25 protein-coding genes are annotated in these 26,215 nt (G+C 72.6%); 9 read left to right on the top strand and 16 right to left on the bottom strand.

The features are described from left to right. Positions 1 to 17: 17 nt before the first annotated feature. Positions 18 to 1,646, top strand: coding sequence for a hypothetical protein (locus AB0I88_RS21490; protein WP_361027081.1), 1,629 nt, complete (start codon positions 18 to 20; stop codon positions 1,644 to 1,646). A gap of 124 nt (positions 1,647 to 1,770) precedes the next feature. On the opposite strand, the gene AB0I88_RS21485 is transcribed toward AB0I88_RS21490, so the two are convergent. Beyond that, on the bottom strand, positions 1,771 to 2,505 hold the full coding sequence (locus tag AB0I88_RS21485) for a DUF2470 domain-containing protein (protein WP_361027078.1): 735 nt from the start codon (positions 2,503 to 2,505) through the stop codon (positions 1,771 to 1,773). A 70-nt stretch (positions 2,506 to 2,575) separates the two neighbouring features. Here AB0I88_RS21485 and rpsD point away from each other — a divergent pair, with 70 nt between their 5' ends. Further along, the gene (gene rpsD, locus AB0I88_RS21480; protein ID WP_183217478.1) at positions 2,576 to 3,184 is read left to right on the top strand and encodes a 30S ribosomal protein S4; all 609 of its coding nucleotides are present in this window, start codon (positions 2,576 to 2,578) and stop codon (positions 3,182 to 3,184) included. Positions 3,185 to 3,295: 111 nt separating this feature from the next. On the opposite strand, the gene AB0I88_RS21475 is transcribed toward rpsD, so the two are convergent. Together AB0I88_RS21475 and AB0I88_RS21470 are read right to left on the bottom strand one after the other, a co-directional pair. Continuing rightward, on the bottom strand, positions 3,296 to 5,038 hold the full coding sequence (locus AB0I88_RS21475; protein ID WP_361027242.1) for an ABC transporter ATP-binding protein: 1,743 nt from the start codon (positions 5,036 to 5,038) through the stop codon (positions 3,296 to 3,298). Positions 5,039 to 5,052: 14 nt separating this feature from the next. Then, the gene (locus tag AB0I88_RS21470) at positions 5,053 to 6,816 is read right to left on the bottom strand and encodes an ABC transporter ATP-binding protein (RefSeq protein ID WP_361027074.1); all 1,764 of its coding nucleotides are present in this window, start codon (positions 6,814 to 6,816) and stop codon (positions 5,053 to 5,055) included. Between the two features lie 116 nt (positions 6,817 to 6,932). On the opposite strand from AB0I88_RS21470, the gene AB0I88_RS21465 reads away from it, so the two are divergent. After that, the gene (locus AB0I88_RS21465) at positions 6,933 to 7,559 is read left to right on the top strand and encodes a TIGR03085 family metal-binding protein (RefSeq protein ID WP_361027071.1); all 627 of its coding nucleotides are present in this window, start codon (positions 6,933 to 6,935) and stop codon (positions 7,557 to 7,559) included. Positions 7,560 to 7,625: 66 nt separating this feature from the next. Then, positions 7,626 to 8,924, top strand: coding sequence for an amino acid permease (locus AB0I88_RS21460; protein WP_361027068.1), 1,299 nt, complete (start codon positions 7,626 to 7,628; stop codon positions 8,922 to 8,924). Here AB0I88_RS21460 and AB0I88_RS21455 read toward each other — a convergent pair. Continuing rightward, positions 8,813 to 10,225, bottom strand: a complete 1,413-nt coding sequence (locus AB0I88_RS21455) for a PLP-dependent aminotransferase family protein (RefSeq protein WP_361027065.1) — start codon at positions 10,223 to 10,225, stop codon at positions 8,813 to 8,815. The two genes, AB0I88_RS21460 and AB0I88_RS21455, sit on opposite strands and share 112 nt — an antisense overlap. Then, complete coding sequence (locus AB0I88_RS21450) at positions 10,216 to 11,091, bottom strand: carbohydrate kinase family protein (protein ID WP_361027062.1); 876 nt, start codon at positions 11,089 to 11,091, stop codon at positions 10,216 to 10,218. The genes AB0I88_RS21455 and AB0I88_RS21450 overlap by 10 nt, the downstream gene beginning before the upstream one ends. Before the next feature lie 163 nt (positions 11,092 to 11,254). On the opposite strand from AB0I88_RS21450, the gene AB0I88_RS21445 reads away from it, so the two are divergent. Both AB0I88_RS21445 and AB0I88_RS21440 read left to right on the top strand, forming a co-directional pair. Next, the gene (locus AB0I88_RS21445) at positions 11,255 to 13,078 is read left to right on the top strand and encodes a long-chain fatty acid--CoA ligase (RefSeq protein WP_361027059.1); all 1,824 of its coding nucleotides are present in this window, start codon (positions 11,255 to 11,257) and stop codon (positions 13,076 to 13,078) included. Between the two features lie 654 nt (positions 13,079 to 13,732). Further along, positions 13,733 to 14,176, top strand: coding sequence for a pyridoxamine 5'-phosphate oxidase family protein (locus AB0I88_RS21440; RefSeq protein ID WP_361027056.1), 444 nt, complete (start codon positions 13,733 to 13,735; stop codon positions 14,174 to 14,176). 215 nt (positions 14,177 to 14,391) lie between these two features. Here the strand turns inward: AB0I88_RS21440 and AB0I88_RS21435 are convergent, their stop codons facing one another. Continuing rightward, the gene (locus AB0I88_RS21435) at positions 14,392 to 15,846 is read right to left on the bottom strand and encodes a PLP-dependent aminotransferase family protein (protein ID WP_361027053.1); all 1,455 of its coding nucleotides are present in this window, start codon (positions 15,844 to 15,846) and stop codon (positions 14,392 to 14,394) included. 59 nt (positions 15,847 to 15,905) lie between these two features. Between AB0I88_RS21435 and AB0I88_RS21430 the strand changes: the two genes are divergently transcribed. Both AB0I88_RS21430 and AB0I88_RS21425 read left to right on the top strand, forming a co-directional pair. Then, complete coding sequence (locus tag AB0I88_RS21430) at positions 15,906 to 16,568, top strand: hypothetical protein (RefSeq protein ID WP_361027050.1); 663 nt, start codon at positions 15,906 to 15,908, stop codon at positions 16,566 to 16,568. Continuing rightward, entirely contained in the window at positions 16,555 to 16,983 is a 429-nt protein-coding gene (locus AB0I88_RS21425; protein WP_361027047.1) for a hypothetical protein, read from the top strand. The genes AB0I88_RS21430 and AB0I88_RS21425 overlap by 14 nt, the downstream gene beginning before the upstream one ends. Positions 16,984 to 16,988: 5 nt before the next feature. On the opposite strand, the gene hisF is transcribed toward AB0I88_RS21425, so the two are convergent. From hisF to hisD, 8 genes are all read right to left on the bottom strand, one after another. Next, positions 16,989 to 17,750, bottom strand: a complete 762-nt coding sequence (hisF, locus tag AB0I88_RS21420) for an imidazole glycerol phosphate synthase subunit HisF (protein WP_361027044.1) — start codon at positions 17,748 to 17,750, stop codon at positions 16,989 to 16,991. Between the two features lie 110 nt (positions 17,751 to 17,860). After that, positions 17,861 to 18,580, bottom strand: a complete 720-nt coding sequence (gene priA / locus AB0I88_RS21415) for a bifunctional 1-(5-phosphoribosyl)-5-((5-phosphoribosylamino)methylideneamino)imidazole-4-carboxamide isomerase/phosphoribosylanthranilate isomerase PriA (RefSeq protein WP_361027041.1) — start codon at positions 18,578 to 18,580, stop codon at positions 17,861 to 17,863. A 39-nt stretch (positions 18,581 to 18,619) separates the two neighbouring features. Next, positions 18,620 to 18,937 carry a hypothetical protein gene (locus AB0I88_RS21410; RefSeq protein WP_361027038.1) on the bottom strand — a complete coding sequence of 106 codons (318 nt, stop codon included), beginning with the start codon at positions 18,935 to 18,937 and terminating at the stop codon, positions 18,620 to 18,622. Further along, on the bottom strand, positions 18,934 to 19,551 hold the full coding sequence (gene hisH / locus AB0I88_RS21405; RefSeq protein ID WP_361027035.1) for an imidazole glycerol phosphate synthase subunit HisH: 618 nt from the start codon (positions 19,549 to 19,551) through the stop codon (positions 18,934 to 18,936). The genes AB0I88_RS21410 and hisH overlap by 4 nt, the downstream gene beginning before the upstream one ends. Continuing rightward, a complete protein-coding gene (locus AB0I88_RS21400) occupies positions 19,551 to 19,712 on the bottom strand; it encodes a hypothetical protein (protein ID WP_361027032.1) in 162 nt (53 codons plus the stop codon). The genes hisH and AB0I88_RS21400 overlap by 1 nt, the downstream gene beginning before the upstream one ends. Next, positions 19,709 to 20,320 (bottom strand): imidazoleglycerol-phosphate dehydratase HisB, encoded by a 612-nt coding sequence (gene hisB / locus AB0I88_RS21395; RefSeq protein ID WP_361027029.1) that lies wholly within the window; start codon positions 20,318 to 20,320, stop codon positions 19,709 to 19,711. The genes AB0I88_RS21400 and hisB overlap by 4 nt, the downstream gene beginning before the upstream one ends. Then, entirely contained in the window at positions 20,317 to 21,462 is a 1,146-nt protein-coding gene (locus AB0I88_RS21390; RefSeq protein ID WP_361027026.1) for a histidinol-phosphate transaminase, read from the bottom strand. The genes hisB and AB0I88_RS21390 overlap by 4 nt, the downstream gene beginning before the upstream one ends. Beyond that, positions 21,459 to 22,769, bottom strand: coding sequence for a histidinol dehydrogenase (gene hisD, locus AB0I88_RS21385; RefSeq protein ID WP_361027023.1), 1,311 nt, complete (start codon positions 22,767 to 22,769; stop codon positions 21,459 to 21,461). Before hisD ends, AB0I88_RS21390 begins: the two co-directional genes overlap by 4 nt. Positions 22,770 to 22,889: 120 nt before the next feature. On the opposite strand from hisD, the gene AB0I88_RS21380 reads away from it, so the two are divergent. Continuing rightward, positions 22,890 to 23,585, top strand: a complete 696-nt coding sequence (locus AB0I88_RS21380) for an LON peptidase substrate-binding domain-containing protein (protein ID WP_361027020.1) — start codon at positions 22,890 to 22,892, stop codon at positions 23,583 to 23,585. 512 nt (positions 23,586 to 24,097) lie between these two features. On the opposite strand, the gene AB0I88_RS21375 is transcribed toward AB0I88_RS21380, so the two are convergent. After that, positions 24,098 to 25,147, bottom strand: a complete 1,050-nt coding sequence (locus AB0I88_RS21375; RefSeq protein ID WP_361027018.1) for a hypothetical protein — start codon at positions 25,145 to 25,147, stop codon at positions 24,098 to 24,100. A gap of 30 nt (positions 25,148 to 25,177) precedes the next feature. Next, the coding region (locus AB0I88_RS21370; protein WP_361027015.1) for an OB-fold nucleic acid binding domain-containing protein at positions 25,178 to 26,215 on the bottom strand (1,038 nt) is incomplete at its 5' end.

The following is a 26,215-nucleotide window of genomic DNA, read 5'->3' as shown; positions in this document are numbered from 1 at the left end:
CGGGAGTGGTGAACCCCATGGAGCCGACGTCCAGCGACGACAACACGCGGCCCTCGCCCGGGCTCGCCCGGTTCTGGCAGGTCCGTCCGGATACGGACGATCCGGTGGCCCCGGCGCCACCGGAGCCCCCTCTGGCGCCCGAACCTCTGGAGACGCCCGCCGACCTGCTCGCCGGGTCGGCGCTGGGCACCTTCCGCAGCCGCCCCATCCCGCCGCTGGCACCGATCGCCTCAGCCGCCCGCCATCCGGCCGGCGGCCCGGCCGACCCGTTCGGGCTGAACCGCGCGGCCGCCCGGAGCGGGCCGGCCGGCGGCCGTCCGGCCTCCGGCCCCCCGGCCCGGGAAAGGCACGGCGATCCTGATCACTCAGTACCTCCGGACGACGAGCCGGAGCCGCCGCAGGACGTAAAGTCCGGGGAACCCGAGGGCGTCGGGGGCTTCGGCCTCGGCGGGCGCGCCGGGCGGTTCCTCTTCGGCGGCCGGGACGGTGACGATCCCGCGACGGCGGAGGACGGCGACGAGGAGCCCGACGCCTCCACGGACGGCCAGGAGCCGGCCGGCGAGGCGACGGCGGACGCCGATCAGGACGCCGCCGAGGTGGCGGAACCCAGCGACGAGAACGGACGTGAGGACATGAACGGACGGGTAGGGGCGCCCGGTTACGCGCAGGCCGGCGAGGCGGCCGCGGACGCGGCGGCCGATCCGGCCGAGGAGATGCCGGGACAGATGCCGGTGGACGGGTCACGGGCGGCCGCCGGCTGGGCCGGTGTTCCCAGCGGCACGCACCCGGTCACGCCGACGTCGGGCGGGCCGGTCGCCGGCGCCCCGGTGTCGCCGGCCTACGCGCCGAACCCGTACACGGTCGCCGATTTCACCCCGGACCACCCGGCCGGGACTCTCCAGCCGGTCTCCGGCCAGCCCGCCGGGCCGGAGGGCCACGGCGGCGAGCCGGCCGACCCGGCGGCGCCCGCCCCGGTCTCGCCGGCGCAGGCGCAGATCCCCGCGACCCGGAGCCCGGCGGAGGAGTCACCGGCCTACCCGGAGCGGTCGCCGGCCACCGACGGCGGCTACGGTTTCGCCTCGACCGGGTACAGCCTCGGCCGGCAGCCGGAGGCGTACGGCGTGGCCTCGGTCACCCCGGCCGCCCCCATCCCGCCGGAGTTCCAGGCGTTCCCCGGCGGTGACGGCGCCCTGGGCGGCCTCACCGTCAGCATCCCGGGCCTGCGCGCCCGCGAGGAGGCGGACAGCGAGCAGAGCGCGATGGCGCACCGGTCGGCCAGCCTGGAGGACGTCGAGCAGGTGCGCCGGCCGAACCGCCGGGCCCGCGAGGAGGAGCCGGCGACCGCCCTCGAGACATCCACCGCGGAGCAGCCGCTGATCGGCCGCACCGTCTGGGACGAGGACGCGGCCCGGCACTTCCGGGCGGCGTGGCACGAGGTGAAGGCCGAGTTCGTCGACGACCCGGAGCGGGCTCTGACCCGGGCGCACGATCTGCTCACCGACGCGGTCAATGAGCTGACCGAGGTGCTGCTCGCCGAGCGCGACGAGCTGGACCCGCTGCGCGGCACCGGCACGCCGGACACCGAGAGCATGCGGATGGCGATGCGCGGGTACCGGGAGTTCCTGGACCGCATCCTGTCGCTGTGACACGGGCGCGAAAGCAGTGAGCCCTGCCACCCGCGGCACCGGGTGGCAGGGCGGAGAACGGGCTCCCGCGGCCTGACGGCGGCAGAAGTGTCGGCCGTGGGAGCCCGCCTCGATCAGGGGATCCTCAGGCGGCGCTGTTGCAGCAGCGGCGGCAGAGGATCGGGTGCAGCAGGTGTGCCAGGTCGTGCCGGTCGGTGACCGGGCGGGGGAAGGCCAGGCGGGCGCGGCGGCCGCCCATCCGTACCACGAAGCCGTAACGGTCCATCCGGACGACCTTGGGCTCGTCGCCGGGGCGGGCGGCTTTGCCCAGCTGACGGCGTACGTAGTCGCTCATCTCGGTCATGTGGTGGTCGGCCAGGTCGGCGATCAGATCGAACTCGACGGTCCGCAGCGGGTCCGGGGTGGCCTCGGCGTAGTCGTCCGGGTCGATCTCGGTGAGTTCGTCGTCACGCTCGTGGCGGACCTCCGCGACGTCCATCCGGTACAGCGTCTGACTGTCGCCGATGTCCAGCAGGTCGCCGCAGGCGTCGGTGTCCGCGTAGTCCAGGGCGGCGGCCCGGGCGTCGTCGCCGGAGAGTTTCGCGGCCCAGCCGGAGACCCACACCCGGCCCAGCGACGGCGACGAGGCCATCGGCGGGACGTCCCGGATGTCCAGGACCAGGGCGGTGTCGTCGTTGCCCTCCTGTGGGCGCAGGGCGCCCGCGAGGGTACCCTCGCTGGGCACTAGCAGTAGCACGCGTCCTTGCGCATCGGTGACATGCCGCACCGGAATCGGTCCGGGACGGCAGGCGATGTGGGCGACGGCGGGCAGGTGACCGGCGGCGAGCGTGCGCGCGATCTCGGCGGGACTGGGTTGCATGACGAGCACCTCCGGGCACCGGTTAGGCTTACCTAAGTTAGGCAAGGCTTACCGTAACAGGAGATCGCAGTTGAACAACTCCCGACCCAAAGCCAAGCTCTCCCGAGCTCTCGGCATCCCACTGACGCGCAAGTGCGTCAAGTACTTCGAGCGGCGCCCGTTCCCGCCGGGCGTGCACGGCCGTGGCCGGCGTAAGAGCTCGGACTACCAGGTCCGGCTGCTGGAGAAGCAGCGCCTGCGCCACCAGTACAACATCAGCGAGGTCCAGATGCGGGCCGCGTACGACGCCGCGCACAAGGCCGAGGGCAAGACCGGCGAGACGATGGTCACGCTGCTCGAGCGCCGCCTGGACGCCACCGTGTTCCGCGCCGGTTTCACCCGCACCATCTACCAGGCCCGCCAGCTCGTCGTGCACGGTCACTTCACCGTGGACGGCAAGAAGGTGGACCGCCCCGGCTACAAGCTGAAGCCCGGCCAGGTCATCGAGGTCAAGGAGACCAGCCGGTCGAAGCCGCCGTTCCAGATCGCGGCGACCGGCACCCACATCGACGGCCCGACCGCGCCCTACCTGTCGACCGTTCTCGAGGAGCTGCGCACCACGGTGATCCGTGCCCCGCAGCGCTCCGAGGTCCCGGTGCTCTGCGACGAGCAGCTCGTCGTCGAGTACTACGCCCGATAGGCGTACCAGGCTCTTGAATCGCTGAAATGGCGGGCCTCTCGCCGCGGCTGCGCTAACCGTGCAGCCGCGGCGGGCGACGTGCTCATCTCACCGGCGCACCATGAAAGCCGGTCAGCGTGTCTGTTCCAACCAGCTGGCGTAGAGCTTGGCGTAGATGGACCCCTCCTCGGCGAGGAGGGCGGAGTGCGGGCCGCGTTGCACGACGCGGCCCGCATCCACCACGATCACCTCGTCGGCGGCCTGCGCCGTCGACAGGCGGTGCGCGATGGCGACCGTGGTCCGGCCCCGGGTCACCAGGTCGAGCGCGTGCTGCAGGCGGACCTCGGTGGCCGGGTCGACGGCGCTCGTCGCCTCGTCCAGCACCAGCAGGTCCGGGTCCGCGACGTACGCCCGGACCAGCGCGACGAGCTGGCGCTCCCCGACGCTCAGCGCCTCCCCGCGCTCCCCCACCGGGGTGTCGAGCCCGGCCGGCAGGCCGGCGAGCCAGTCCCGGAGCCCCAGTTCCGTGAAGGCGTCCCGCAGCTGACCGTCGGTGAGCTCCGGCACGGCGAACCGGATGTTCTCGGCGACCGTCGCGTCGAACAGGAACCCGTCCTGGGGCACCATCACCACCCGGGAGCGCAGCGACGAGAACCGCACCTCGGTGAGCGGCACCCCGGAGAGCAGGACCGCGCCCTCGGCCGGATCCATCAGCCGGGTGAGCAGCTTGGCGAAAGTGGTCTTGCCGCTGCCGGTCTCCCCGACCACCGCGTACGTGCGCCGCGCCGTCAGCTCCAGGTCCACACCGGAGAGCACGACCGGGCCGCCCGGATAGCGGAACGACACGTCCCGGAAGCGCACCGACAGCGGACCGGCGGGCAGCTCCACCCCCTCGTCGTCGGGATCGGCGACGTCCGGGTCGACGTCGAGCACGTCGAGGATGCGGCGCCAGCCGGCCACCGCGTTCTGCGCCTCGTTGAGCTGCTCGGTGGCGATCTGCACCGGCTGGATGAAGAGGGTCACCAGGAACAGGAACGCGGTGAGCCGGCCCACCGTCATGTCGCCGCCCACCCCGAGCAGGGTGCCGACCACCACCACGCCGGACAGGGCCAGACCGGCGCCGATCTCCCCGCTGGAGAAACTGGTGACGCTGACGCGCATGGCCCGCTGCTGGGCGGCCCGCAGATCGTCGACGGCCACGTCGATGCGTTTCTCGGTGCGCCCGGCCACCCCGAACGCGCGGATCACCGTGGCGCCGACCACGCTCTCCGCGACAACGCCCAGCAGCACGCCGCTGCGCTCGCGGACCGTCCGGTAGACCGACGCCAGCCGCCTCTGGAACAGCCGGATCACCGCCACGGCCGGCCCGAAGGCGAGCAGCACCACCACGGTGAGCTGCCACGAGTAGACGAACATCACCACCGACGAGACGATCAGCTGACCGGTGGCGAGCATCAGCTGCACGCCGCCGGTCTGCAGGAACACCGAGATCTGGTCCACGTCGCCGGTCACCCGGGAGACCATCGAGCCGCGCCGCTCGGACTGCTGGTGCAGCATCGACAGGTCGTGGATGTGCCGGAAGGTCCGCGACCGCAGCCCGCCCAGCGCCGTCTCGCTGACCGTGAACAGCCGGCGGGTCATCAGGAAGCCGCAGAACGTCGACACCGCCAGAACCAGCAGGGTCACCGCCACATAGCCCAGCACGACACCGGTGTCCGGGCCGGACGGGCCGTTGATGCCGTGGTCGATGCACTGCTGCACGGCGACCGGAACGGCCACCCGGCCGGCCATCTGCAGGACCGCCAGCCCGATCGTGCCGGCCAGCCCGGTGCGCAGCTCCGGCGACAGCGCCAGCCCGCGCCGGATGGTCCCCATGGTCGCTACGTCGCTCACGCCTCACCCTTCTCGTACGCCGTGACCAGCGCCCGGTACCCCTCCTGGGTGTCCATCAGCTCCTGGTGCGTGCCGGTCGCCACGACCCGGCCCTGATGCAGGTAGACCACCTCGTCGGCGAGCGCGATGCTGGCCCGCCGGTACGCCACCACCAGCAGCGACGTCCCCGCCCTGCGCAGCGCGCCGAGGATGGCGGCCTCGACCCGCGGGTCGACCGCGCTGGTGGCGTCGTCGAGCACCAGCAGCCGCGGTCTGCCGGCCAGCGCCCGGGCCAGGGTGAGCCGCTGCCGCTGCCCGCCGGACAGCGACGCGCCGCGCTCACCGACCGCGGTGTCCAGCTTCTGCGGCAGCCCGCCGGTGAACCGGTCCGCCTGGGCCAGCCGCAGCGCCGCCCACACCTGGTCGTCGCCGACGCCGGGCCGGTCCAGCGCCACGTTGCCGCGGACCGTGTCGTCGAACACGAACGGGATCTGCGGCACCAGGGCGGTCGCCCGGGCCAGCGCGGCCGACGACAGGTCGGGCAGTTTCACCCGGTCGAGGGAGACGCTGCCGGAATCCGGGTCGACCAGTCGCAGTGCCAGGGCGGCGATGGTGGACTTGCCGGAGCCGGTCGCGCCGACCAGGGCCACCGTCTTCCCGGCCGGCACGGTGAAACTGACCTCGGCCAGCACCGGCGGGCCGTCGGCGTACCGGTAGTCGACGCGGTCGAAGCGCAGCTCGGCGGGGCCGTCACCGGGCAGGTCGCCCTCGCCGTACCGAAGATCGCCCTCCGCCGACAGCACCGCCTGGACCCGGTCCCATCCGGCCACGCTGCGCGGCAGCTCGCCGATCACCCACCCGATCGCGCGCACCGGGAACGCCAGCACCGTGAACAGGAAGGCGACGCTGATCACCTCGGCCACGGTGATCGCGCCGTTCTGCAACCGCCAGGTGCCGAGCACCAGCACGGCCAGGGTGCCGACGCTGGGCAGGCTCTCCATCAGCGGGTCGAAGACGCCGCGCAGCCGCCCCACCGCGACCAGCCCGTCACGCAGCTCGGTGACGAAGACCGCGAACCGGCGCGACTCGTCGGCCTCCCGGCCCATCGTCTTGACCACCAGCGCGCCGTCGAAGCTCTCGTGCGCCACCGCGGCGACCTTGGCCCGCATCCGCTGGGCGTGGATCTGCCGCGGCGACATCCGCCGCGAGTAGAAGTAGTTCAGCGCGAACAGCGCCGGGAACAGCGCGACACCGACCATGGCCAGCACCCAGTCGGTGACGAACAGCGCGATCATCGCGCCGGCGAGCATCACGATCGTGCCGACCGCGAACGGCAGCGGCGCGATCGGCGCGAACGCCGCCTCCACGTCGGAGCTGGCGTTGGACAGCAGCGTGCCGGTGGCGTGCCGCTGATGCCACTCCGGCGGCAGCGACAGATAGCGGCGGGTCACCGCCCGCCGGTAGCGGGCCTGGAGCCGGAACTGCATGAACCCGGCGCCGAGACGCCGGGCGAAGATGCTCGCCACCCGCAGGCCGCTGATCCCGAGCAGGGCCGCGACGGCCACCGCGAGGCCCGCGGAACTCACCCGGTGTGCCGCGAACGCGGGCGTCACGACGTGGCCGATCAGAAACCCGACGACGTACGAGTTCGCGACGATGAGAAGGCCGAAGAGGCTGCTGCCGAGGGAGCTGACGATGAAGAGCCGTGGCTCCGCCCGGATCGCCCGCCCGAGCACCCGCAGTCCACGTAACAGCACGTCGTTGCCGGTACCGCTGCTCAATGTCCTACCTGACTGGTAAGTGTTCGCCGGGTCCACCGGCCTTACCCACCCATCCTGCCGCCCGCACGGGTTGTTTACGGTGTGGCCACGATTACATCGAGAACTACGATCGACCCATGACCAACTACGCCCGCACCGAGCGGGAGGCGCTCGCCGATCTGCTGCTGAGCGAAGGGCCGGACGCGCCGACGCTGTGCACCGGGTGGACCACCCGCGACCTGGCCGCGCACCTCGTGGTCCGGGAACGGCGGCCGGACTCCGCGGTGGGGCTGCTGATCCGCCCGCTCGCCGGGCACGGCGAGAAGGTCCGGCTCGCCCGCGCCGCCCTGCCGTACCAGGAGCTGATCGGCCAGGTGCGTAATCCGCCCGTGTGGAGCCCGGTGAGCAACCCGCTGGTCGATCCGCTGGCCAACACCATGGAGATGTTCATCCACCACGAGGACGTCCGGCGCGGCGGCGGCACCTGGGAACCCCGCGCGCTTCCCCGCGACCTGGAGGCCGTCCTCTGGCGCAACGTCAAACTGATCGCCAAGGCCGGGCTGCGCCGCCTCGGCGTGACCGCGGAGATCGAGCCGACCGGGTTCCCGGCGATCCGCAACGGCGCCGAGCCGCGGGTGCGGGTCACCGGCGACGTGGGCGAGCTGGCGGTGTTCTTCTTCGGCCGGCAGCGCGCCGCCCGGGTCGCCGTCGACGGCGACCCGCAGATCGCCGAACGGCTCCGCACCGGCCGCCTGGGCGTATGACCGGCCCAATCAACCGGCCCGGAATTGGCTCGATCGGCGGGCCGGTCCGGCCCTAGGTTCGTGGCCATGTCCGCTCGCACCAACCTGTCGGTCGCCCAGGGCGCCGCGCTGTCCGTCGGCGCCGTCCTGGGCACCGGGCTCATCTCGCTGCCCGCGCTCGCCGCCGAGGCGGCCGGGCCCGCGTCCCTCGTCGCCTGGCTCGCCCTGATCGTCCTGTCCGCGCCGCTGGCCTGGACCTTCGCGGCGCTCGGCGCCCGCTACCCGGACGGCGGCGGGGTGTCCACCTACGCACAGATGGCGTTCGGCCCGCGGGTCGCCGCCGCGGTCGGCTGGTGCTTCTACTTCGCGGTCCCGCTGGGCGCGCCGGTCGCGGTCGCCTTCACCGGCGGGTACGTCTCCGACGTGCTCGGCGGCGGCCGGATCACCGAACTGGCCACCTTCCTGGCGATCGTCGGCACGGCGTACGCGATGAACTGGTTCGGTCTGCGCGTCTCCGGCCGGGCACAACTGGTCCTGTCGGTCTCGCTGGCCGCCCTGCTGGTGGTGACGGTGGTGGCCGCCCTGCCGCACGCCCGCCTGGACAACCTGACCCCGTTCGCCCCGCACGGCTGGACCGGGATCGGCGCGGCAGCCGCCCTGCTGGTCTGGGGTTTCGCCGGCTGGGAGGCGCTGTCCTCGCTGTCCGGCGAGTACCGCCACCCGCGCCGCGACGTTCCCCGCGCCACCCTCGTCGCGGTCGCCGTCGTCGGCGTCCTCTACCTGGCGGTCGCCACGGTCAGCGTGCTGGCCCTGGGCCCGGCGCTGGCCGGCAGCCGCGCGCCGCTGGCCGACCTGCTCGCCATCGGTCTCGGCGGGCCGGTCCGGATCGTCACGGCCGTGGTGGCGGTGGCGCTCACCCTCGGGGCGGTCAACGCGTACTTCGCCGGGTCGAGCCGGCTGGGCGCGGCGCTGGCCGCCGAGGGCGCGCTGCCGGCCCGGGTGTTCGGCGGCCGGCGCCGGTCGCTGACCTTCATCTTCGTGGCCAGCATCGCCGCCGTCCTGCTGCCGCTCGGCCTGCACACCGCCACCCTGCTGGTGACCGGCTGCTTCACCCTGGTCTACGTGATCGGCACGGCCGCGGCGCTGCGCCTGCTGCCGCGCGGCGGCTCCCGGGTGGTGGCCGGGATCGCCTTCGTGGCGGTGACCGGGCTGCTCTGGCTCAACGGATGGCCGGCGCTGCTCAGCCTCGCGATCGCCGGCGGCGCGGTGCTGCATCAGGCGGTCAGCGGCCGCAGCAGGGCCAGGCCCTCCTCGATCAGCGCGCCGTCGACCGCCCCGAACCCGACCACCAGCCCGGACGCGGCCCGCGAGCGGTCCTCGGCGTAGGCGGCCAGTTCCTCCAGGGCGAGGCCGTCCCGGCGGGCCGCCGCCACGATCCGGGCCGCGTCCAGACCGGGCCGCAACAGCGCGGTGACGTGCAGTCCGGCCGCGCTGGGAAGGACCTCCAGCCCCGGCGTCGCGGCGAGGGCGGCCACCACCCGGGCGTGCCGGGCCGCGTAGGTGCGGCCGGCCCGCCGCACGTGCCGGGCGAACTGTCCCTCGTCGATGAACCGGGCCAGCGCCGCCTGCACGGCCGTCTGCCCGTGGAAGTCGCCGATCTGCCGGGCCGCCACCAGGGCCGGGCGCAGACCGGGCGGGGCCAGCAGGAAACCGGTGCGGACGGCCGGGAACATGCTCTTGGAGAAGGTGCCGACGTACAGCACCCGGCCGCTGCGGTCCAGCGTGCACAGTGGCTCCAGCGGCCGGGCCGAGAAGCGGAACTCGCTGTCGTAGTCGTCCTCGACGATCGCGGCCTGCCGGGTCCGCGCCCACTCCAGCAACTCCTGGCGGCGGGCCAGGCTCATCGCCCCGCCCAGCGGGAACTGGTGCGACGGCGTCACGTAGACCAGCCGGGCCCGGTCCGGCAGCCCGGCCACCACCAGGCCGTCGGCGTCCACCGGGACACCGGCCACCCGTACGCCCATCGAAGCGAACAGGCGCCGGGCCGGCGGATAGCCGGGGTCCTCGACGGCCACCACGTCGCCGGGGCGCAACAGCACCCGGGCGATCAGGTCGAGGGCGTGCTGGACGCCGTTCGTGATCACCAGGTCGCCCGGGGCGGCCCGCACCGAACGGGACCAGCCGAGGTGGCGGGCCACCGCGGAGAGCAGCGCCGGATGCCCGGCCGGGTCGGCGTACGTCCCCGGGCTGTTCGCGCCCAGCCGCAGCTCGGCGGCGACGAGCCGCCGCCAGGCGCCGAACGGGAACAGCCGGGCGTCCGGGATGCCGGCCCGGAAGTCGTACCGGGGCGCCGGCCCGGTTCCGCTGACCGGCTCCGGGACCAGCGTCCAGCCGGCACGCGGGCGCAGCGGGTCGGCGGGCGACCCGGCCGGGCGGCGGGCGACCGGTGCCGCCGCCACGAAGGTGCCGGCGCCCACCCGGGTGATCAGGAAACCCTCCGCCACCAGCCGCTCGTACGCCCCCGCCACACTGCCCCGGGACACCCCCAGGTCGGCGGCGAGCGCCCGGGTCGACGGCAGCCGGCGCCCGGCCGGGATCCGGCCATCGAGGATCGCCGCGCGCAGCGCCCGGTAGACCGCGGCGGTCCGCCCCGCGGTCCCCGGCCCGAGGTCGACGATCAGGTCCAACGGTCGGCCAACGTCCGCCGGTCGATGAACGAGCCCGCGCCGACCGGGGCGGTGCACGCGTACGCCCCGGCGATCACTCCCGCGTCCAGGCAGCCGTCGTCACCGGCGCCGGCGAGCCAGGCGCTCAGGAAGGCGGCCGCGAAGGCGTCCCCCGCCCCGTTGGTGTCCACGATCGGAGCGCCGGGATCGACCGCGTCCCGATGGGTCACGCCCTCCCGGGTGTACAGGTCGGCGCCCTTGCCCCCGTTGGTGACCACCACCCTCGTGGCCGGTCCTTCGGCGAGGATCCGCTCGGCGGCGCCGTCGGCGAGCTGCACCCCGCTGACGAAGACGATGTCGGCGCCGAGCGCGAAGTCCCGGTGATGCGGGTTCTCGCCGTCCCAGTCGTGCAGGTCGGTGGAGATCGTCACACCGGCCGCGCGCAGCGACGGCAGCACGTGCCGGGCGTAATCCATGATCGTCACGTGGACGTGCCGGACGCCCGCGGGCAGCGGCTCGTAGTACTCGGCGGGCAGACGGTAGCCGGGCACGTCGCGTCCGTCGTACAGGGACAGCCGGCGGCCGTCGGGGCTCATCAGGTTGACCGCCCGGCGGGTGCCGGCCGGGGCGGGCGCGGCACGCAGGCCGATCCCCCACCCCGCGAAGGCCGCCCGGACCCGCCCGCCCGGCTCGTCGTCACCGACCGTGTCGATCACCGACACCCGCTCGCCGAGGGCACGCAGGGCGAGGGCCACGCACGTACCGGTGTGCGAGACGTGGTCCAGAATGGGCCCCCGAGGTCGCGCGGAGTCGGCTCCGAGCACGGGCAGGTCCGCCACCGGCACCACGGTGTCGATGCCGGTACCGCCGATCACCAGGAAAGTCATGTGCGCCAACCTAGTGCGAGACCGGCGGCACTCTGGACCCCATTGTTCTGCTGACTAGGATGGGAGTGATTGATACGGACTCTTTTCGTGACGCCGCGCTTCCCATTACTGTGCGGTGACACCTCCGTTACTTACCCCCCGTTCAGGTAGAAGGCGGCGCCCGATGGCTCTCGAGGTTCCCTACCGGTCGATCCCGGACATGCTCTTTCAGCGCGTGGCCAAAACCCCGGACGCTCGGGCGATGGCCGGGCCGAACGCGACGGACACCGGCGCGGAGTGGCTGACCTGGCGGCAGGTGGGTGAGCGGGTGAAGGCGATCGGCGCCGGGCTGCGTGAGCTCGGCGTCGGCCTGGAGGACCGGGTCGCGATCCTGTCCAACACCCGGCTCGAGTGGGTCCTCGCCGACCTGGGCGTCAACGTGGCCGGCGCGGCCGCCACCACGGTCTACCCGACCACCGAGCCGGAGGACACCGCGTTCATCGTCTCCGACTCGGGGTCGAAGGTCCTGATCGCGGAGAACGCGAAGCAGGCGCTCAAGATCTCCGGCGCCGAGACCGCCATCACCAAGGTGGTGCTGATCGACGGCCCGGCCGACGCCGGCGCCATCCCGCCGCAGATCACCCTCGCCGACCTGGAGGCCCTCGGCGCGGAGGCACTGGTCCGCGAGCCGAGCCTCATCGACGACGTGGTCGCCCAGATCGGGCCGGACAGCCTCGCCACCCTGATCTACACCTCGGGCACCACCGGCCGCCCCAAGGGCGTCGAGCTGCTGCACCGCGGGTGGACCTGGGAGGGCGTCGCCCAGGAGGACCTCGGCCTGTTCTCCCCGGCCGACCTGCACTACCTGTGGCTGCCGATGTCGCACGCGTTCGGCAAGACGCTGCTCTGCGGCATCGTGCACGTCGGCGTCCCGACCTACATCGACGGGCGCGTCGACCGGCTCATCGACCTGCTCGCCGTGATCAAGCCGACCCTGATGTGCGCCCCGCCGCGCATCTACGAGAAGGTCTACAACAAGACCGTCACCAGCGGCCTCTCCGGCAGCGGCCTGAAGCAGAAGATCTTCAGCTGGGCGGTCGCCACCGGCAAGAAGCGGGTCGCCCTCCAGCAGGCGGGCAAGCCGGTCCCGGCAGCGCTCGCCTTCCAGTACTCGATCGCCGAGAAGCTGGTCTTCTCCAAGCTCCAGGCGAAGCTCGGCGGCAACATCAAGATTCTCGTCAGCGGCTCGGCCGCGCTCAGCCGGGACATCTCGGAGTTCTTCGCGGCGGCGAACCTCCCGATCCTCGAGGGTTACGGCATGACCGAGGCCTGCGCCGCCAACTTCGTGAACCGGCGCGGCCAACTCAAGATCGGCTCGGTGGGCCAGCGCATCGGCGACCTCGAGGTGCGCATCGACGCCGACGGCGAGGTGCTGATGCGCGGCGCCCCGGTCATGCGCGGCTACCACAACCTGCCGGAGGCCACGGCCGAGGCGTTCACCGAGGACGGCTTCCTTCGTACCGGCGACATCGGCGAGATCGACGCCGAGGGCTTCCTCAAGATCACGGACCGGAAGAAGGACCTGGTCAAGACGTCCGGCGGCAAGTTCATCGCCCCGTCGGCGATCGAGGGCTCGTTCAAGGCGGTGTGCCCGTACACCTCCCAGGCGGTCGTCGTCGGCCAGTCCCGCAACTTCGTGACGATGCTGATCGCCCTCGACGAGGAGGCCATCACCACGTGGGCGGCCTCCGGCCCGTTGGCCGGCAAGAGCTACGCCGAGATCGTCGCCGCCCCGGAGACGCACGCCCTGGTGGAGGGCTACATCAACGAGCTCAACGCCAAGCTGAACCGCTGGGAGACGATCAAGAAGTTCTGCATCCTCCCGCGCGACCTGAGCATCGAGGCGGGCGAGGTCACCCCGTCCATGAAGATCAAGCGCCGGAGCGTGGAGACCAACTTCGCCGAGCAGATCGACAAGATGTACGAGGGCTCGCTCGCCCAGATCTGACCCGATCTCCGGACGGCCGGCGGACCTCTCACGGTCCGCCGGCCGTTTCAAACCCATCTCCGGTACGCGGTGGACCGCCCCGCCGAATCGCCGGCCGTCCCGCCCGCTCCACGCGAGCACCTGCCGTCCCCCAGCCCGTGCCGCGCCCGCCGGGCTGAGCCTGCCCGGACAACCGGCGCCACACATCCCGCCGCGCAACCGGCGCCACACATCCCGCCGCGCAACCGGCGCCACAGATCCCGACGCGCAACCGGTGCCACAGGACCCCGTCCGGACAACCGGCGCCACACGACCCCGCCCGGACAGGCTGATCACGGCTACCTACCGCCCGCAACCATGACACCCACCACGGGTGTCATCACACCCACCACGGACGTCACGTTCTCAACGAACACATCACACATCACTGGTGAACACCGGCCCCGCCCCATCACCCGAACACCGGCGCCGTCCACGGGCGACAGGGCATCATCCGACCACCGAGCCCATCCGGCCCGCCGTCATCCTCCGAGTCCCCGTCCCCTCCGCCTGCCCCGGGACGCGGTCTTCGCCGGCAGGGCGGTCCGCCCAGCGGCGGGCCAGGGGTCGCGGTCCTCGTCGGAGGAGGATCGACGAGAGGGACCTACGAGCGCACTCTTGTCTAGGCTGGCTTTCATGAGCGATGTCGTGAGAACAGGCGCCCAGCGCAAGGCCGACACTCTCGCCCGTCTCGCGGCCCCGGTGGTGGACGCGTGGGTGGCGACCGACGGGCCGTATCTGGTGCCGCTCACGCTGGCGTGGCACGAGGAGCGGATCGTGCTGGCCACCGACCGGGAGTCGCCGACCGCCCGCAGCCTGATCGGCACCGGCAAGGCCCGCGTCGGGCTGGGGCCGACTCGCGACGTCGTCATGATCGACGCTGTGCTGGAGCGCTGGCTGCCGGTCGCCGAGGCGCCCGGCATCGACGAGGCCTACGCCACCCAGAACGACTGGGATCCGCGCACGGCCGGCCCGTCCTACATCTTCCTGATCCTGCGCCCGGACCGGATCCAGGCGTGGCGCGAGGAAGACGAGATCCGCGGCCGCACCCTGATGCGCGACGGCGCCTGGCTGATCTGAGACGAGATCCGCGGCCGCACCCTGATGTTCGACGGCGCCTGGCTGATCTGACCGGCCGCCTCGGCGCCGTCGGTGAGCCGGACCACCGGGGTCAGCCCGGCGGGCGCGGCACCGGCCCGGCCCGGCAGGTGCTCGCGTGGCGCGGACGGAACAACCCCGATTCGGCGGGGCGGTCCGCCGCGTACCGGAAATGGGGTTGCTTCGGGGGCGGAAGGTCAGGCGATGACCGCGGGGGCCCGCCAGGAGGGACCGGCGGCGTGGTCGAGGTCGTGGCGGACCGAGGCGATACGGCGGACGGCCTCGGTCAGGTCGTCGGCCGCGAGGGTGAAGGGCAGTCGCAGGAAGCGTTCCAGAGTGCCGTCGAGGCCGAAACGCGGGCCGGGCGCCAGGCGCACGCCGACGTCCTCGGCGGCGCGGGAGAGGGCACTGGAGAAGGGGCCGTCGAGTTCGGCCCAGAGGGTGACGCCGCCGGCCGGGATGACGAAACGCCACTCCGGCAGGCGGTCGCGGAGCTCGGCGACCAGGGCGTCGCGGCGGAAGCGGAGCTGGGCGCGGCGCGCCGCGACGATCTCCGACGACAGGCGGAGCAGATGTACGGCGACGAGCTGCTCCAGCACCGGGCTGGCCATGTCGACGCCGACCCGGATGGCGGCCAGCCGCTGCACGACCGGCGCGGACGCGCGCACCCAGCCGATCCGCAGCCCACCCCAGTACGCCTTGCTCATGCCGCCGATGGAAGTGACCCGGGAGTGCCGGTCGAAGACGGCGACCGGCGGCGGCATCGCCGGCCCGTCGAGCGGAAGGTCCACGAACGACTCGTCGACGATCAGCTCCGTGCCGGTCGAGTGTGCCGTGGCGACGAGGCGTTCGCGCAGCTCGGCGGGCATCAGATGGCCGGTCGGGTTGTGGAATTCGGGGATCACGTAGGTCATCCGCGGCCGGGTCTGGCGCAGTGCGCCGAGCAGCATGTCGCCGTCCCACCCGGCTTCGATGTCGATGCCGTGGGTGCTGATCCGGGCGCGGCGGGCGGCGAGGGCGGCCAGCGCGTTCGGGTAGGTGGGTGTCTCCACGAGCACCGGCGCCCCGACCGGCACGGACAGCCGCAGCACCAGGTCGAGGGCCTGCTGGGTGCCGCTGGTGATGAGGATCTGCTCGGTCGACGTGGGCACGCCGCGGGACGTGTAGCCGTCGGCGACGGCGGCCCGCAGTTCGGGCAGCCCGGCCGGGTGGTAACCGGCGCTGCCGAGGTAGCGGGGCAGGTCGTCGGCGGCGGCGCGGGCGGCCGGCACCAGTTCGACCGGCGCCGCCGAGGCAGCCACCCCCAGGTCGATCATGTCGAGGTCGTCGTCGGGGGTCCACAGGCCGGAGGTGGCCACCCGGTGCCCGTGCGGCAGGGTGGTCCAGCTCCCGGCGCCGCGCCGGCTGGTGAGGTGGCCGGTCTCGCGCAGGTTCCGGTACGCCGCGGACACGGTGGTGCGGCTGACCGCGAGCGCCTCGGCCAGCTCCCGTTCGGCGGGCAGCCGTACGCCGAGAGCGAGCCGCCCGTCCGAGAGCAGCCCTCGCACGGCCCCGGCGAGAGCCGCGTAGTCGGGGCTGCGGCGACGGCCCGGCAGCGCATGCCACCGCCCGAGCAGACGGGCCAATTGGTCTCCACGAACCGACGTCGTCATAGCCACCTCCGATGAATTGGCACTTTAGCACCAGCGAATTGGCATGAAGAGTGGCTGTCATGAGCCTGCTCCGCCGTGTCCCTCAACTGTTCGCCGGTCTCGGCCTCTACGGGGTCAGCATGGCCCTCATGGTGGAATCCGGTCTCGGCCTCAACCCGTGGGACGTCTTCCACCAGGGCGTCTCCGAGGTGACCGGGGTCAGCTTCGGCTGGGTGGTGCTGCTCACCGGCATCCCGGTGCTGCTGCTGTGGATCCCGCTACGGCAGCGGCCGGGGTTCGGCACGGTGGCCAATCTGATCGTGGTCGGGTTCGCGGCGGACGCGACCCTGACGGTGCTGCCGACCGCCGCCACAGTGCCCGGCCGGATCGGCTTCCTGGTGGCCGGGATCCTGCTCAACGGGTTCGCGACCGGCCTCTACATCGGCAGCCGGATGGGGCCGGGACCACGGGACGGGCTGATGACCGGACTGGCCGGGCGGTTCCCGCGGGTGTCGCTGCGGGTGATCCGTACCGGCCTCGAACTGGCCGTCCTGGGCGCCGGTTTCCTGCTGGGCGGGACGGTGGGGATCGGCACCGTCGCGTACGCGTGCGCGATCGGTCCCCTCGTGCACCTGTTCCTGCCGTTGCTCACGGTTCGGCGACCGGTCGGCACTGATCATCCGGACACATTCGCTTCCCGGCACGCCGACGGCACGGCATCATTGCGGCATGGGGGCCGGTGACTGGACTTGGAATGACGCTTGGATCTTCGTCTCCGCGGTCATCGCCGAGCGCCTGGAGCGTGACCGGGCACTTCACGCGGCGCTGCCGATGACCGGGGCGACCCTGGCCGACCTGCTGGCCGCCGCGGACTTCCTGCACCACAGCGTGCCGGCCCGCGAGGACCTCGAGGAGTCGATCCGCCGGCTGGCCGGGGCCGGGCTGATCACCGTGGAGGACGACACGTTCGACGTCGCCGCGGCCGGTGAGCAGTTGTGGCGGACCCGGCCGTTCAGCGGCCTGTCCTCCGCCGTGATGACGTTGCAGGCGCAGCTCAACCGGACGGCCCGGCCCGGCTGGGCCGACTGGACGCTGGACGAGCAGGCCTACCACGCGGCCGTTCGTGAGTACAGTCTGCGGCTGGCCGACGGCAAGTAGCGCTTCTACCGGACCGGGTTGCCGGCCGCCCGCAGGCTGTCCTTGACCTCGCCGATGCTGAGGTCACCGAAGTGGAAGACGCTCGCCGCGAGCACCGCGTCGGCGCCCGCCTCGACCGCCGGCGGGAAGTGCTCGACCGCCCCGGCGCCGCCGCTGGCGATCACCGGGATGTCCACCACCGCGCGCACCGCCCGGATCAGCTCCAGGTCGAAGCCGGCCTTGGTGCCGTCGGCGTCCATCGAGTTCAGCAGGATCTCCCCGGCGCCCAGCTCGGCGACCCGGGCCGCCCACTCGATCGCGTCGAGCCCGGCGCTGCGCCGCCCGCCGTGGGTGGTGACCTCCCACCCGCTCGGCTGCTCCACCGACCGCCGCACGTCCAGCGACAGCACCAGCACCTGGTTGCCGAACCGTTCGGCGATCTCCCGGATCAGCTGGGGCCGGGCGATGGCCGCCGTGTTCACCCCGACCTTGTCGGCGCCGGCACGCAGCAGCGTGTCCACGTTCTCCGGGGAGCGGACGCCGCCGCCCACGGTGAGCGGGATGAAGACCGTCTCGGCGGTGCGGCGCACCACGTCGAGCATGGTGCCGCGATCGTCGGAGGAGGCGGTCACGTCGAGGAAGGTCAGCTCGTCGGCGCCGGCCGCGTCGTAAGCGGCGGCCAGCTCGACCGGGTCGCCGGCGTCGCGCAGGTCGACGAAGTTGACACCTTTCACCACCCGGCCGGCGTCCACGTCCAGGCAGGGGATCACACGTACCGCGACCGTCATCGAAGACCTTTCATGGAAAACTCCCGGCCTCAGCCGTGGGAAGGAAACGGGTTCAGCGGCCCGGCCCACCATCCGGACCGCTGACCAGGCATTACGTGAAGCGTGGAAGATCAGCCGAGAACGGCGAGAGCTTCCCGTACGGTGAACGCGCCCGCGTAGAGCGCCTTGCCCGCGATGACCCCCTCCACCCCGATCGGCTCCAGCGTCGCCAGGGCCCGCAGGTCGTCCAGCGTGGAGACGCCACCACTGGCGATGACCGGCTTGTCGGTGGCCGCGCACACCTCACGCAGCAGGTCCAGGTTCGGGCCGCGCATGGTGCCGTCCTTGGTGATGTCGGTGACGACGTACCGGGACGCGCCCGCCTTGTCCAGCCGGGCCAGCACCTCGAACAGGTCGCCGCCGTCGCGGGTCCAGCCGCGCGCCGACAGGGTCCGCCCGCGCACGTCCAGGCCGATCGCCACCCGGTCGCCGTACTCACCGCAGATCCGGTCGCACCACTCCGGGTCCTCCAGTGCGGCGGTGCCGATGTTGACCCGCTGGGCGCCGGTCGCCAGCGCCCGGGTCAGCGACTCGTCGTCACGGATGCCGCCGGACAGCTCCACCTTCACGTCGAGCCGGCTCACCACACCGGCCAGCAGCTCGGCGTTCGAACCCCGGCCGAACGCCGCGTCCAGGTCGACCAGGTGAATCCACTCGGCGCCGTCGTTCTGCCAGGCCAGCGCGGCCTCCAGCGGGTCGCCGTAGGCGGTCTCCGAGCCGGCGGCGCCCTGCACCAGACGGACGGCCTGGCCGTCGGCGACGTCGACGGCGGGCAGCAGTTGGAGGGTCATCTCTCTCCTTGATAACGACCGGTATCGGCCGGTAGCGACCTAGTGACGGCGGCCGAGCACCACGACGACGAGGGCCGGCACAGCGAGAACGAGCATGGCGGTGAGAATGATGCGCAGGGCGGTGTCCGGGATCAGCGTCCAGACGGCGGCGACGGCCAGCAGCGTGACGACCACGATGCCGATCCGCTGCCGCCGGCTGCGGTGATAGAGCCGCCCGTCCCGGCCGAACCGCGGTCTCAGGTTCTTCAGGAAGGCACGGCGCCGTTCCCGGCGCGCCACCCGGCGGGCCCGGACCGTCTTCTCCCGCTCCAGGACGGCGAGCCGCTCGGCCCGCCGCCGGGCACGTTCCTTGCTCAAAGTGTCGCGGCCCAGTTGCTGAGCAGCAGGTAACCGCAGTCCGCCGACTTCTCCGGGTGGAACTGGGCGGCGCTGAGCGCGCCCGCCTCCACCACGGCCGCGAACGGCAGGTCGTGCGACGCGGTGGTCACCCGGGCGTCGCGCAGAAGATCAAGATCCTGAGCGGCGTACGAATGGACGAAGTAGAACCGGCCGCCCTCGGGAAGCCCGGCGAGCAGCCGGGAACCGTCCGCGATGTCGACCGTGTTCCAGCCCATGTGCGGGATCCGCTTCGCGGACAGTCTGGTGACCGACCCGGGCAGCAGGCCCAGCCCCTTGGTCTCCACCCCGTGCTCCACCCCGGACTCGAAGAGGATCTGCATGCCGACGCAGATGCCGAGCACCGGTCTCCCCGACGCCACCCGCTCGGCGATCACCGGCCCGGCGTTCAGCGCCTCGATCCCGGCCATGCAGGCCGCGTAGGCTCCCACGCCCGGCACCACGAGACCGTCCGCCGTGGCGGCCGCCGCCAGATCGCTGGTGACGGTCACGTCCACCCCGGTACGGGCGACCGCGCGCTCCGCCGACCGCAGGTTTCCCGAACCGTAGTCGAGGATGACCACACTCTTCGCCATCACGCCTCCCCCACCGGCCACCAGGCGAACCCGCCGACGGCCGCCAGCACCGCGAGCACCGCGGTGACGCCGACGCTGAACCGGGTCGCCTCCGACCTGACCAACTGGATCACCCCGCCGAGCAGGATCCCGGCCAGCGCGAACAGCACCAGCGAGATCACAGCACCCCCTTGGTGGAGGGCAGCGCGCCGGCGTTACGCGGGTCGATCTCCACGGCCTCGCGCAACGCCCGGGAGAACGCCTTGAACTGGGCCTCCACCACGTGGTGCGCGTCCGGGTGCCCACCCGGACGGCAGGCGCGCAGCACGTCCACGTGCAGGGTCACCCGGGCCGCGTGACCGAACGCCTCGAAGATGTGCCGCGTCATGCTCGTCGCGTAGACCGGCCCGATGTACGGCGTGAGCAGCGGCTCGTCGTGCACCACATAGGGCCGGCCGGACAGGTCCACGGCGGCCCGGACCAGTACCTCGTCCATCGGGATGGTGGCCGACCCGTACCGCCGGATGCCCCGCTTGTCGCCGAGCGCCTTGGCGAACGCCTCGCCGAGGGCGATCGCGGTGTCCTCCATGGTGTGGTGCGAGTCGATCTCCAGGTCGCCCTCGCAGCGCACCGTGAGGTCGAACCCGCCGTGCTTGGCGAGCTGGTTGAGCATGTGGTCGTAGAAGCCGACCCCGGTGTTCAGGTCGCCCTTGCCGGTGCCGTCGAGGTCGATCTCGATCAGCACCTTGGTCTCGTTGGTGACGCGGTCGATACGCGCGGTACGGCTCACTGCCGCTCCTCACTTCGTTCGTCGGTGCCGTCAGCCGCACTCACGGCGCTGTGCTCGCTTCGCCCGCCGGACAGGATCTCCTCGGCGGCGTTCAGGAAAGCGGTGGTCTCGGACTCGGTGCCGGCGGTGACCCGCAGCCAGCCGGCCAGGCCCACGTCCCGGATCAGCACACCCCGGTCCAGGAACTCCTGCCACGTGGCCCTCTGATCGTCCCCGGTGCGGAACAGCACGAAGTTGGCGTCGCTGTCGGCCACCGCGACGCCGCGGGCACGCAGGACCTCGACGATCCGGTCGCGCTGCACCTTGATCTGCTCGACGGTGGCCAGCAGGGCGGCGCTCTGCGAGACCGCGGCCCGTGCGGCGGCCTGGGTCAGTGCGCTCAGGTGGTAGGGCAGCCGGACCAGCTGGACCGCGTCGACCACCGCCGGATCGGCGGCGAGATAGCCCAGCCGGCCACCGGCGAACCCGAACGCCTTGCTCATCGTCCGGGTCACCACGAGACGGGGGTGCCCGGGCAGCAGTTCGATCGCGCTGCGGGTGCCGGTCCGGGCGTACTCGAAGTAGGCCTCGTCGACCAGCACCATGCCGCGTGCCGCGCCGAGAACCGCGTCGATCACCGCGGGGTCCAGCGCGGTGCCGGTCGGATTGTTCGGCGAGCAGAGGAAGACCAGGTCCGGGTCGTGGCGGTGGATCTCGGCCACCGCCGCGTCGGCGCGCAGCCCGAAATCCGGGTCACGCAGCGCGCCGATCCAGCGGGTGCCGGTGCCGGCCGCCAGCAGCGGGTGCATCGAGTAGGACGGCCCGAACCCGAGCGCCGTGCGCCCCGGCCCGCCGAACGCCTGGAGCAGCTGCTGCTGAACCTCGTTGGAGCCGTTGGCAGCCCAGACCGACTCGAATCCGAGACCGTGGCCGAGGTAGCCGGCCAGGTCGGTGCGCAGCGCCACCGCGTCCCGGTCGGGGTAGCGGTTGAGGTCGGCGAGCTCGGCGTCGAGCATCTTGCGCATCGCCTCGATCACCGGCTGCGGAACGGCGAAGGCGTGCTCGTTGGTGTTCAGCCGGACCGCGACGTCCAGCTGCGGGGCGCCGTACGGCGACTGCCCCCGCAGATCGTCCCGGATCGGCAGATCGTCGATCGTGGTCACCGGGCGAACCTGACCTTCACCGCGTCGCCGTGCGCCGGCAGATCCTCCGCGTTCGCCAGGGTCACGACGTGCCCGGCGACGTCCCGGAGAGCCTGCTCGGTGTACTCCACCACGTGGATGCCCCGCAGGAACGACTGCACCGACAGCCCCGACGAGTGCCGGGCGCAGCCGGCGGTCGGCAGCACGTGGTTGGAACCGGCCGCGTAGTCGCCCAGCGACACCGGCGCGAACGCCCCCACGAAGATCGCGCCGGCGTTGCGGACCCGCATGGCCCACTCCCGTGCGTTCCTCGTCTGGATCTCCAGGTGCTCCGCCGCGTACTCGTCGACCACCCGCAGGCCCTGCTCCAGGTCGTCGACCAGCACCACACCGGACTGCTCGCCGGTCAGCGAGGTGCGCACCCGCTCCTGGTGCTTGGTGGCCGCCACCTGCTTCGTGAGCTCGATCTCGACCGCGTCGGCGAGCGCCGGCGAGTCGGTGACCAGCACGCTCGCCGCCAGCGGGTCGTGCTCGGCCTGGCTGATCAGGTCGGCCGCGACGTGCCGCGGATCGGCGGTGTCGTCGGCCAGGATGGCGATCTCGGTGGGCCCGGCCTCCGCGTCGATCCCGACGGTGCCCTGGAGCAGCCGCTTCGCGGCGGTGACCCAGATGTTGCCCGGCCCGGTGATCACGTCGACCGGCTCACAGCGGTCGTTCTCGTCGACCCCGTCGGCACCGTAGCCGAGCATCGCGATCGCCTGCGCCCCGCCCACCGCATACACCTCGGTGACGCCGAGCAGCGCGCACGCGGCCAGCACCCGCGAGTCGGGCAGGCCGTTGTTGGACGCCTGCGGCGGCGACGTGACCACCAGGCCCTCGACGCCGGCCTCCTGGGCGGGCACCACGTTCATCACCACGGTCGACGGGTAGACGGCCAGGCCGCCCGGCACGTAGAGCCCGACGCGGCGCACCGGAACCCAGCGCTCGATCACCGTGCCGCCGTCGACCACCCGGGTCGTCACGTCACTGCGCCGCTGGTCGGCGTGCACCTTGCGGGTCCGCTTGATCACCTCTTCCAGGGCGGCCCGCACGTCGGGGTCGAGCGTCTCGGCGGCCGAGGCGATCGCCTCGGCCGGCACCCGCAGGCGCTCCAGGGCGACGCCGTCGAATCTCTCGGTCGCCTCCCGGATGGCACTGAACCCATGCTCATGGACCGCCTCGACGAGCGGGCGAATCCTCTCGACGGCCACAGAGACGTCGAGCTGGGCACGGGGCAGCAGTCCGCGCGGGTCCCGCCGGGAGCCGCGCAGGTCGATCCGATTCAGCACGCACCCAGTCTAGGCGGCCCCCCGACCGGGTTCACCACGGCGACTCCCCAGGCCCAGGCGATGAGACGCCCGGGCGCCACGGCGGGTTGACCATGGTCCGGCGGGGACTAGGCTGAACGCGTGAGCGATCGGCTGCCGGTCTTCCCGCTGAGCACGGTGCTCTTCCCCGGTCTGGTCTTGCCCCTGCACATCTTCGAGGAGCGATACCGCACCATGGTGCGCGAGCTGGTTGCCGCGTCGGAGGAGACACCGCACGAGTTCGGCGTGGTCACCCTCCGCCACGGCAGCGAGGTCGCCGAGGACGGCGACTCCCCCGTGCCGCCGGTCACCGCCACCGATGTCTACGACGTCGGCTGCACCGCCGAGCTGCGCCACGTCACCGAGCTGCCGGACGGCCGCTTCGACATCATGACGGTCGGCCGCCGCCGCTTCACCGTCCTCAGCGTCGAGCAGGGCGCCGAGCCGTATCTGACGGCCCACGTCCGCTGGCTCCCCGACGAGGAGAGACCCAGCGAGACGGCGACGCTGCTGGCCCCGCGCGTGCTCACCGCGTTCCGCACCTACCTGGAGCTGCTGCGCCCCAACAGCGAGACCCTCGACCAGGTGCCGGACGACGCGACCGTCCTCTCCCACCTGGTCGCCGCCACCGCGCAGCTCACCCTCGAGGAACGCCAGTTGCTCCTGGCGATGCCCGACACCGCGAGCCGCCTCCGCGCCGAGCTCCGCATCCTCAACCGCGAGGCCGGTCTGCTGGCGCGCGTCCGGGCCGTCCCGGTCCCGCTGTCCGACCTGGCCCGCCCGTCCAGCCCCAACTGACGCTCCCACCCCCAGCCGCCCGGTCCCGCCCCGGCCCGCCAAGCGCTTCACCCCCGCCGGCACCGCCGTGCACCCGGCTCGGTCCCGCCAGTCAACCGGCATCCCGAGCTATGTGTGCTTTGAGAACACGACACCCGCGGTGGGTGTGACGACACCCGCTGCGGGCGTCACGTATCCGGGACACATACAGCCGAGAGCCGCGTCCCACATCCCCGGAAGAGGGGATGCGCTGGATTCTGAGCGAACTGGCGCCACCCAGCCAGCGGTTTCTCACGCTGGTGCCGCTCCGAAAACCGCTTCTCGGTACGCTCGCCGCCGCCGGCCAACCGCAACCACCCCGTCCCGCAGGTTCCGCGCGACGAAGTGCGGCACCGGGCCGCAGCGCGGCCACCGGCGTTGTTGCCACGCGGCCACCCGAGCCGTGTGGGATCAAGGTTTCGCAACACGCGCACCCGAACGGGCGGCGAACCCGCATCGCCCGGCCGGCGGCGAGCCCGCCATGACAGGGCCGCTCAGCCGGGTTGTCGTGGCTCGCGCCGGGGATGCTCCCCGCCGTCCGCGACCTGCTCACCCGGAGTGACCCCGTTGCCCGAGACCAGTTCGGCGCCGGGCCCCCGCTCATACCCGGACGGCCCAGCGCCGGGCCCCCGCTCATACCCGGACGGCCCAGCGCCGGGCCCCCGCTCATACCCGGACGGCCCAGCGCCGGGCCCCGGCCCATATCCGGCAGCGGCATCGTGGCCGATGGCCGCAGACTTGTCGCCGGCGGCCGTGAACTCGTGGCCGGGTGCCGCGGACTCATGGCCGGCAGCCGCGGGCTCATGGCCGACGGCTGCAGGCTCATGGCCGACGGCTGCAGGCTCGTGGTCGGTGTCCGCATAGGGGGGCTCGTAGGCCGCGTGGTTCGGCCCCCACCCCGGCTGCGCGCCCGGATGGTCCAGGTCGGGGTCGTTGGACCAGCCGGCCAGCAGGGTGAGCAGGATCGCCGCCACGAACGCCGGGATCAGCGTCGGCCCGAGCGACTGCACCTCCGGCGGTGCGGCGTAGGTGGCGCCCAGCTCGGCTGTCGCCTTCCAGTTCTCATACGCGTCGCGCCCGATGAACTCGCCGACCAGGGGCGCCACCCAGTGCCCGGCCACCAGGGTGCCGCTGACGACCCCGGCCAGCAGGAACGGCCCCCGGTCCCGGCGCAGCAGCAGCCAGGACCCGGTCGTGACGAGCACCCCGAATCCGAGGCCGAGCAGCGTGAGCCAGCCGTCGGCCGCGATGTACCGCTCGGACATGTCGTAGGACTGCGCCTTCCCGGCGCTGGTGAGCATCACCGGCACGGTGGGGGTGACCCACGCCCAGAGCAATCCGAGCAGCACCCCCAGCACCGCGATCGTCCCGGCGACCCCGGCCGCGACGGTCAGCGAGCGCCGCCACGGGCGACGGCTGCCGTCGTTCAGCCGCCACACCTGTTGCCACGCCTGGTTCAGGCCGGGCCTGGCCGCGACGGACTGCGGCCCGTCCTCCGCAGTGGAGGGTTGCGGCGGCCCGGCCGGCTGTTCACTCGGGTACACCCTGCGATCCTTCCAGATCGGCCGGCGCTGTCAGGCGACGGCCGACGGGCCGAGGATCATCTTGAGGTCGGCACGCAGGGCCGGTGTCGCCGCGACCCGCACCCCGCCCAGCCGCATGATCGTGGTCCGGCTGCCGTTCTGCAGGTGGACGTGCACCTCGGTGTCGCCCGGGTGGCTCACCAGGATCTCCTTGAGCTCGTCGACCAGCGGTGGCGTACACCGGGTGATCGGCATCGTCAGGGTGACCGGCTTGGTGTCCGGATTGTGGGTGATGTCGGGGATGGACATGTCCATCGCCATGATCCGGGCGGCGCCGTCACGCCGCTCGATCCGGCCCTTGACGACCACGATGGCGTCCTCGGCGATGTACTGGCCGACCAGCTCGTACGTGTTCGGGAAGAACAGCGCCTCGACACCGCCGGCCAGGTCCTCCAGAGTCGCCGAGGCCCACGACCGGCCCTGCTTGGTGATCCGCCGTTGGACACCGGTGAGGATGCCGGCGAGTGTGACGACCTGGCCGTCCGGGACGGAGCCGTCCTCGTTGAGCGCCGCGATGCTGGTGTCCGCCGAGTTCTGGAGCAGCACCTCGAGGCCGGCGAGCGGGTGATCGGAGACATACAGCCCGAGCATCTCCCGCTCGAAGGCCAGCTTGTCGCGCTTGTCCCACTCACTGTCGCCGATCGGGGGCATGGTGACCGCGGCCGACCCACCGCCGGCGGCGGCGTCGCCGAACGCGCCGAACAGGTCGAACTGCCCGGCCGCCTCGTTGCGTTTGACGTCCGCGTACGCGTCGATGGCCTCGGCGTGCACGGCGAGCAGCCCCTTGCGGCTGTGCCCCATCGAGTCGAACGCGCCCGCCTTGATCAGCGACTCGATCGTCCTCTTGTTGCAGGCCACCGCGTCGACCTTGGAGAGGAAGTCATAGAAGTCGATGTACTCGGACTTCTCCTTGCGGCAGCGGGCGATCGCCTCCACCACGTTGGCGCCGACGTTGCGGACCGCGCCCAGGCCGAACCGGATGTCCTTGCCGACCGGGGTGAACGGGCCGGCGGACTGGTTGACGTCGGG

Origin of the sequence: Actinoplanes sp. NPDC049802, assembly GCF_040656595.1 — a bacterium.
Lineage (GTDB): Bacteria > Actinomycetota > Actinomycetes > Mycobacteriales > Micromonosporaceae > Actinoplanes.
The sequence above is the reverse complement of the archived record's forward strand: the minus strand, read 5'-3'. Positions and strand labels throughout refer to the sequence as shown.

Coding starts and splice junctions, on each gene's coding strand:
- AB0I88_RS21490 (WP_361027081.1), top strand. CDS start 18: ATGGAGCCGACGTCCAGCGACGACAACACGCGGCCCTCGCCCGGGCTC.
- AB0I88_RS21485 (WP_361027078.1), bottom strand. CDS start 2,505: ATGCAACCCAGTCCCGCCGAGATCGCGCGCACGCTCGCCGCCGGTCAC.
- AB0I88_RS21475 (WP_361027242.1), bottom strand. CDS start 5,038: ATGGGGACCATCCGGCGCGGGCTGGCGCTGTCGCCGGAGCTGCGCACC.
- AB0I88_RS21465 (WP_361027071.1), top strand. CDS start 6,933: ATGACCAACTACGCCCGCACCGAGCGGGAGGCGCTCGCCGATCTGCTG.
- AB0I88_RS21460 (WP_361027068.1), top strand. CDS start 7,626: ATGTCCGCTCGCACCAACCTGTCGGTCGCCCAGGGCGCCGCGCTGTCC.
- AB0I88_RS21450 (WP_361027062.1), bottom strand. CDS start 11,091: ATGACTTTCCTGGTGATCGGCGGTACCGGCATCGACACCGTGGTGCCG.
- AB0I88_RS21445 (WP_361027059.1), top strand. CDS start 11,255: ATGGCTCTCGAGGTTCCCTACCGGTCGATCCCGGACATGCTCTTTCAG.
- AB0I88_RS21440 (WP_361027056.1), top strand. CDS start 13,733: ATGAGCGATGTCGTGAGAACAGGCGCCCAGCGCAAGGCCGACACTCTC.
- AB0I88_RS21435 (WP_361027053.1), bottom strand. CDS start 15,846: ATGACGACGTCGGTTCGTGGAGACCAATTGGCCCGTCTGCTCGGGCGG.
- AB0I88_RS21430 (WP_361027050.1), top strand. CDS start 15,906: ATGAGCCTGCTCCGCCGTGTCCCTCAACTGTTCGCCGGTCTCGGCCTC.
- AB0I88_RS21425 (WP_361027047.1), top strand. CDS start 16,555: ATGGGGGCCGGTGACTGGACTTGGAATGACGCTTGGATCTTCGTCTCC.
- hisF (WP_361027044.1), bottom strand. CDS start 17,750: ATGACGGTCGCGGTACGTGTGATCCCCTGCCTGGACGTGGACGCCGGC.
- priA (WP_361027041.1), bottom strand. CDS start 18,580: ATGACCCTCCAACTGCTGCCCGCCGTCGACGTCGCCGACGGCCAGGCC.
- hisH (WP_361027035.1), bottom strand. CDS start 19,551: ATGGCGAAGAGTGTGGTCATCCTCGACTACGGTTCGGGAAACCTGCGG.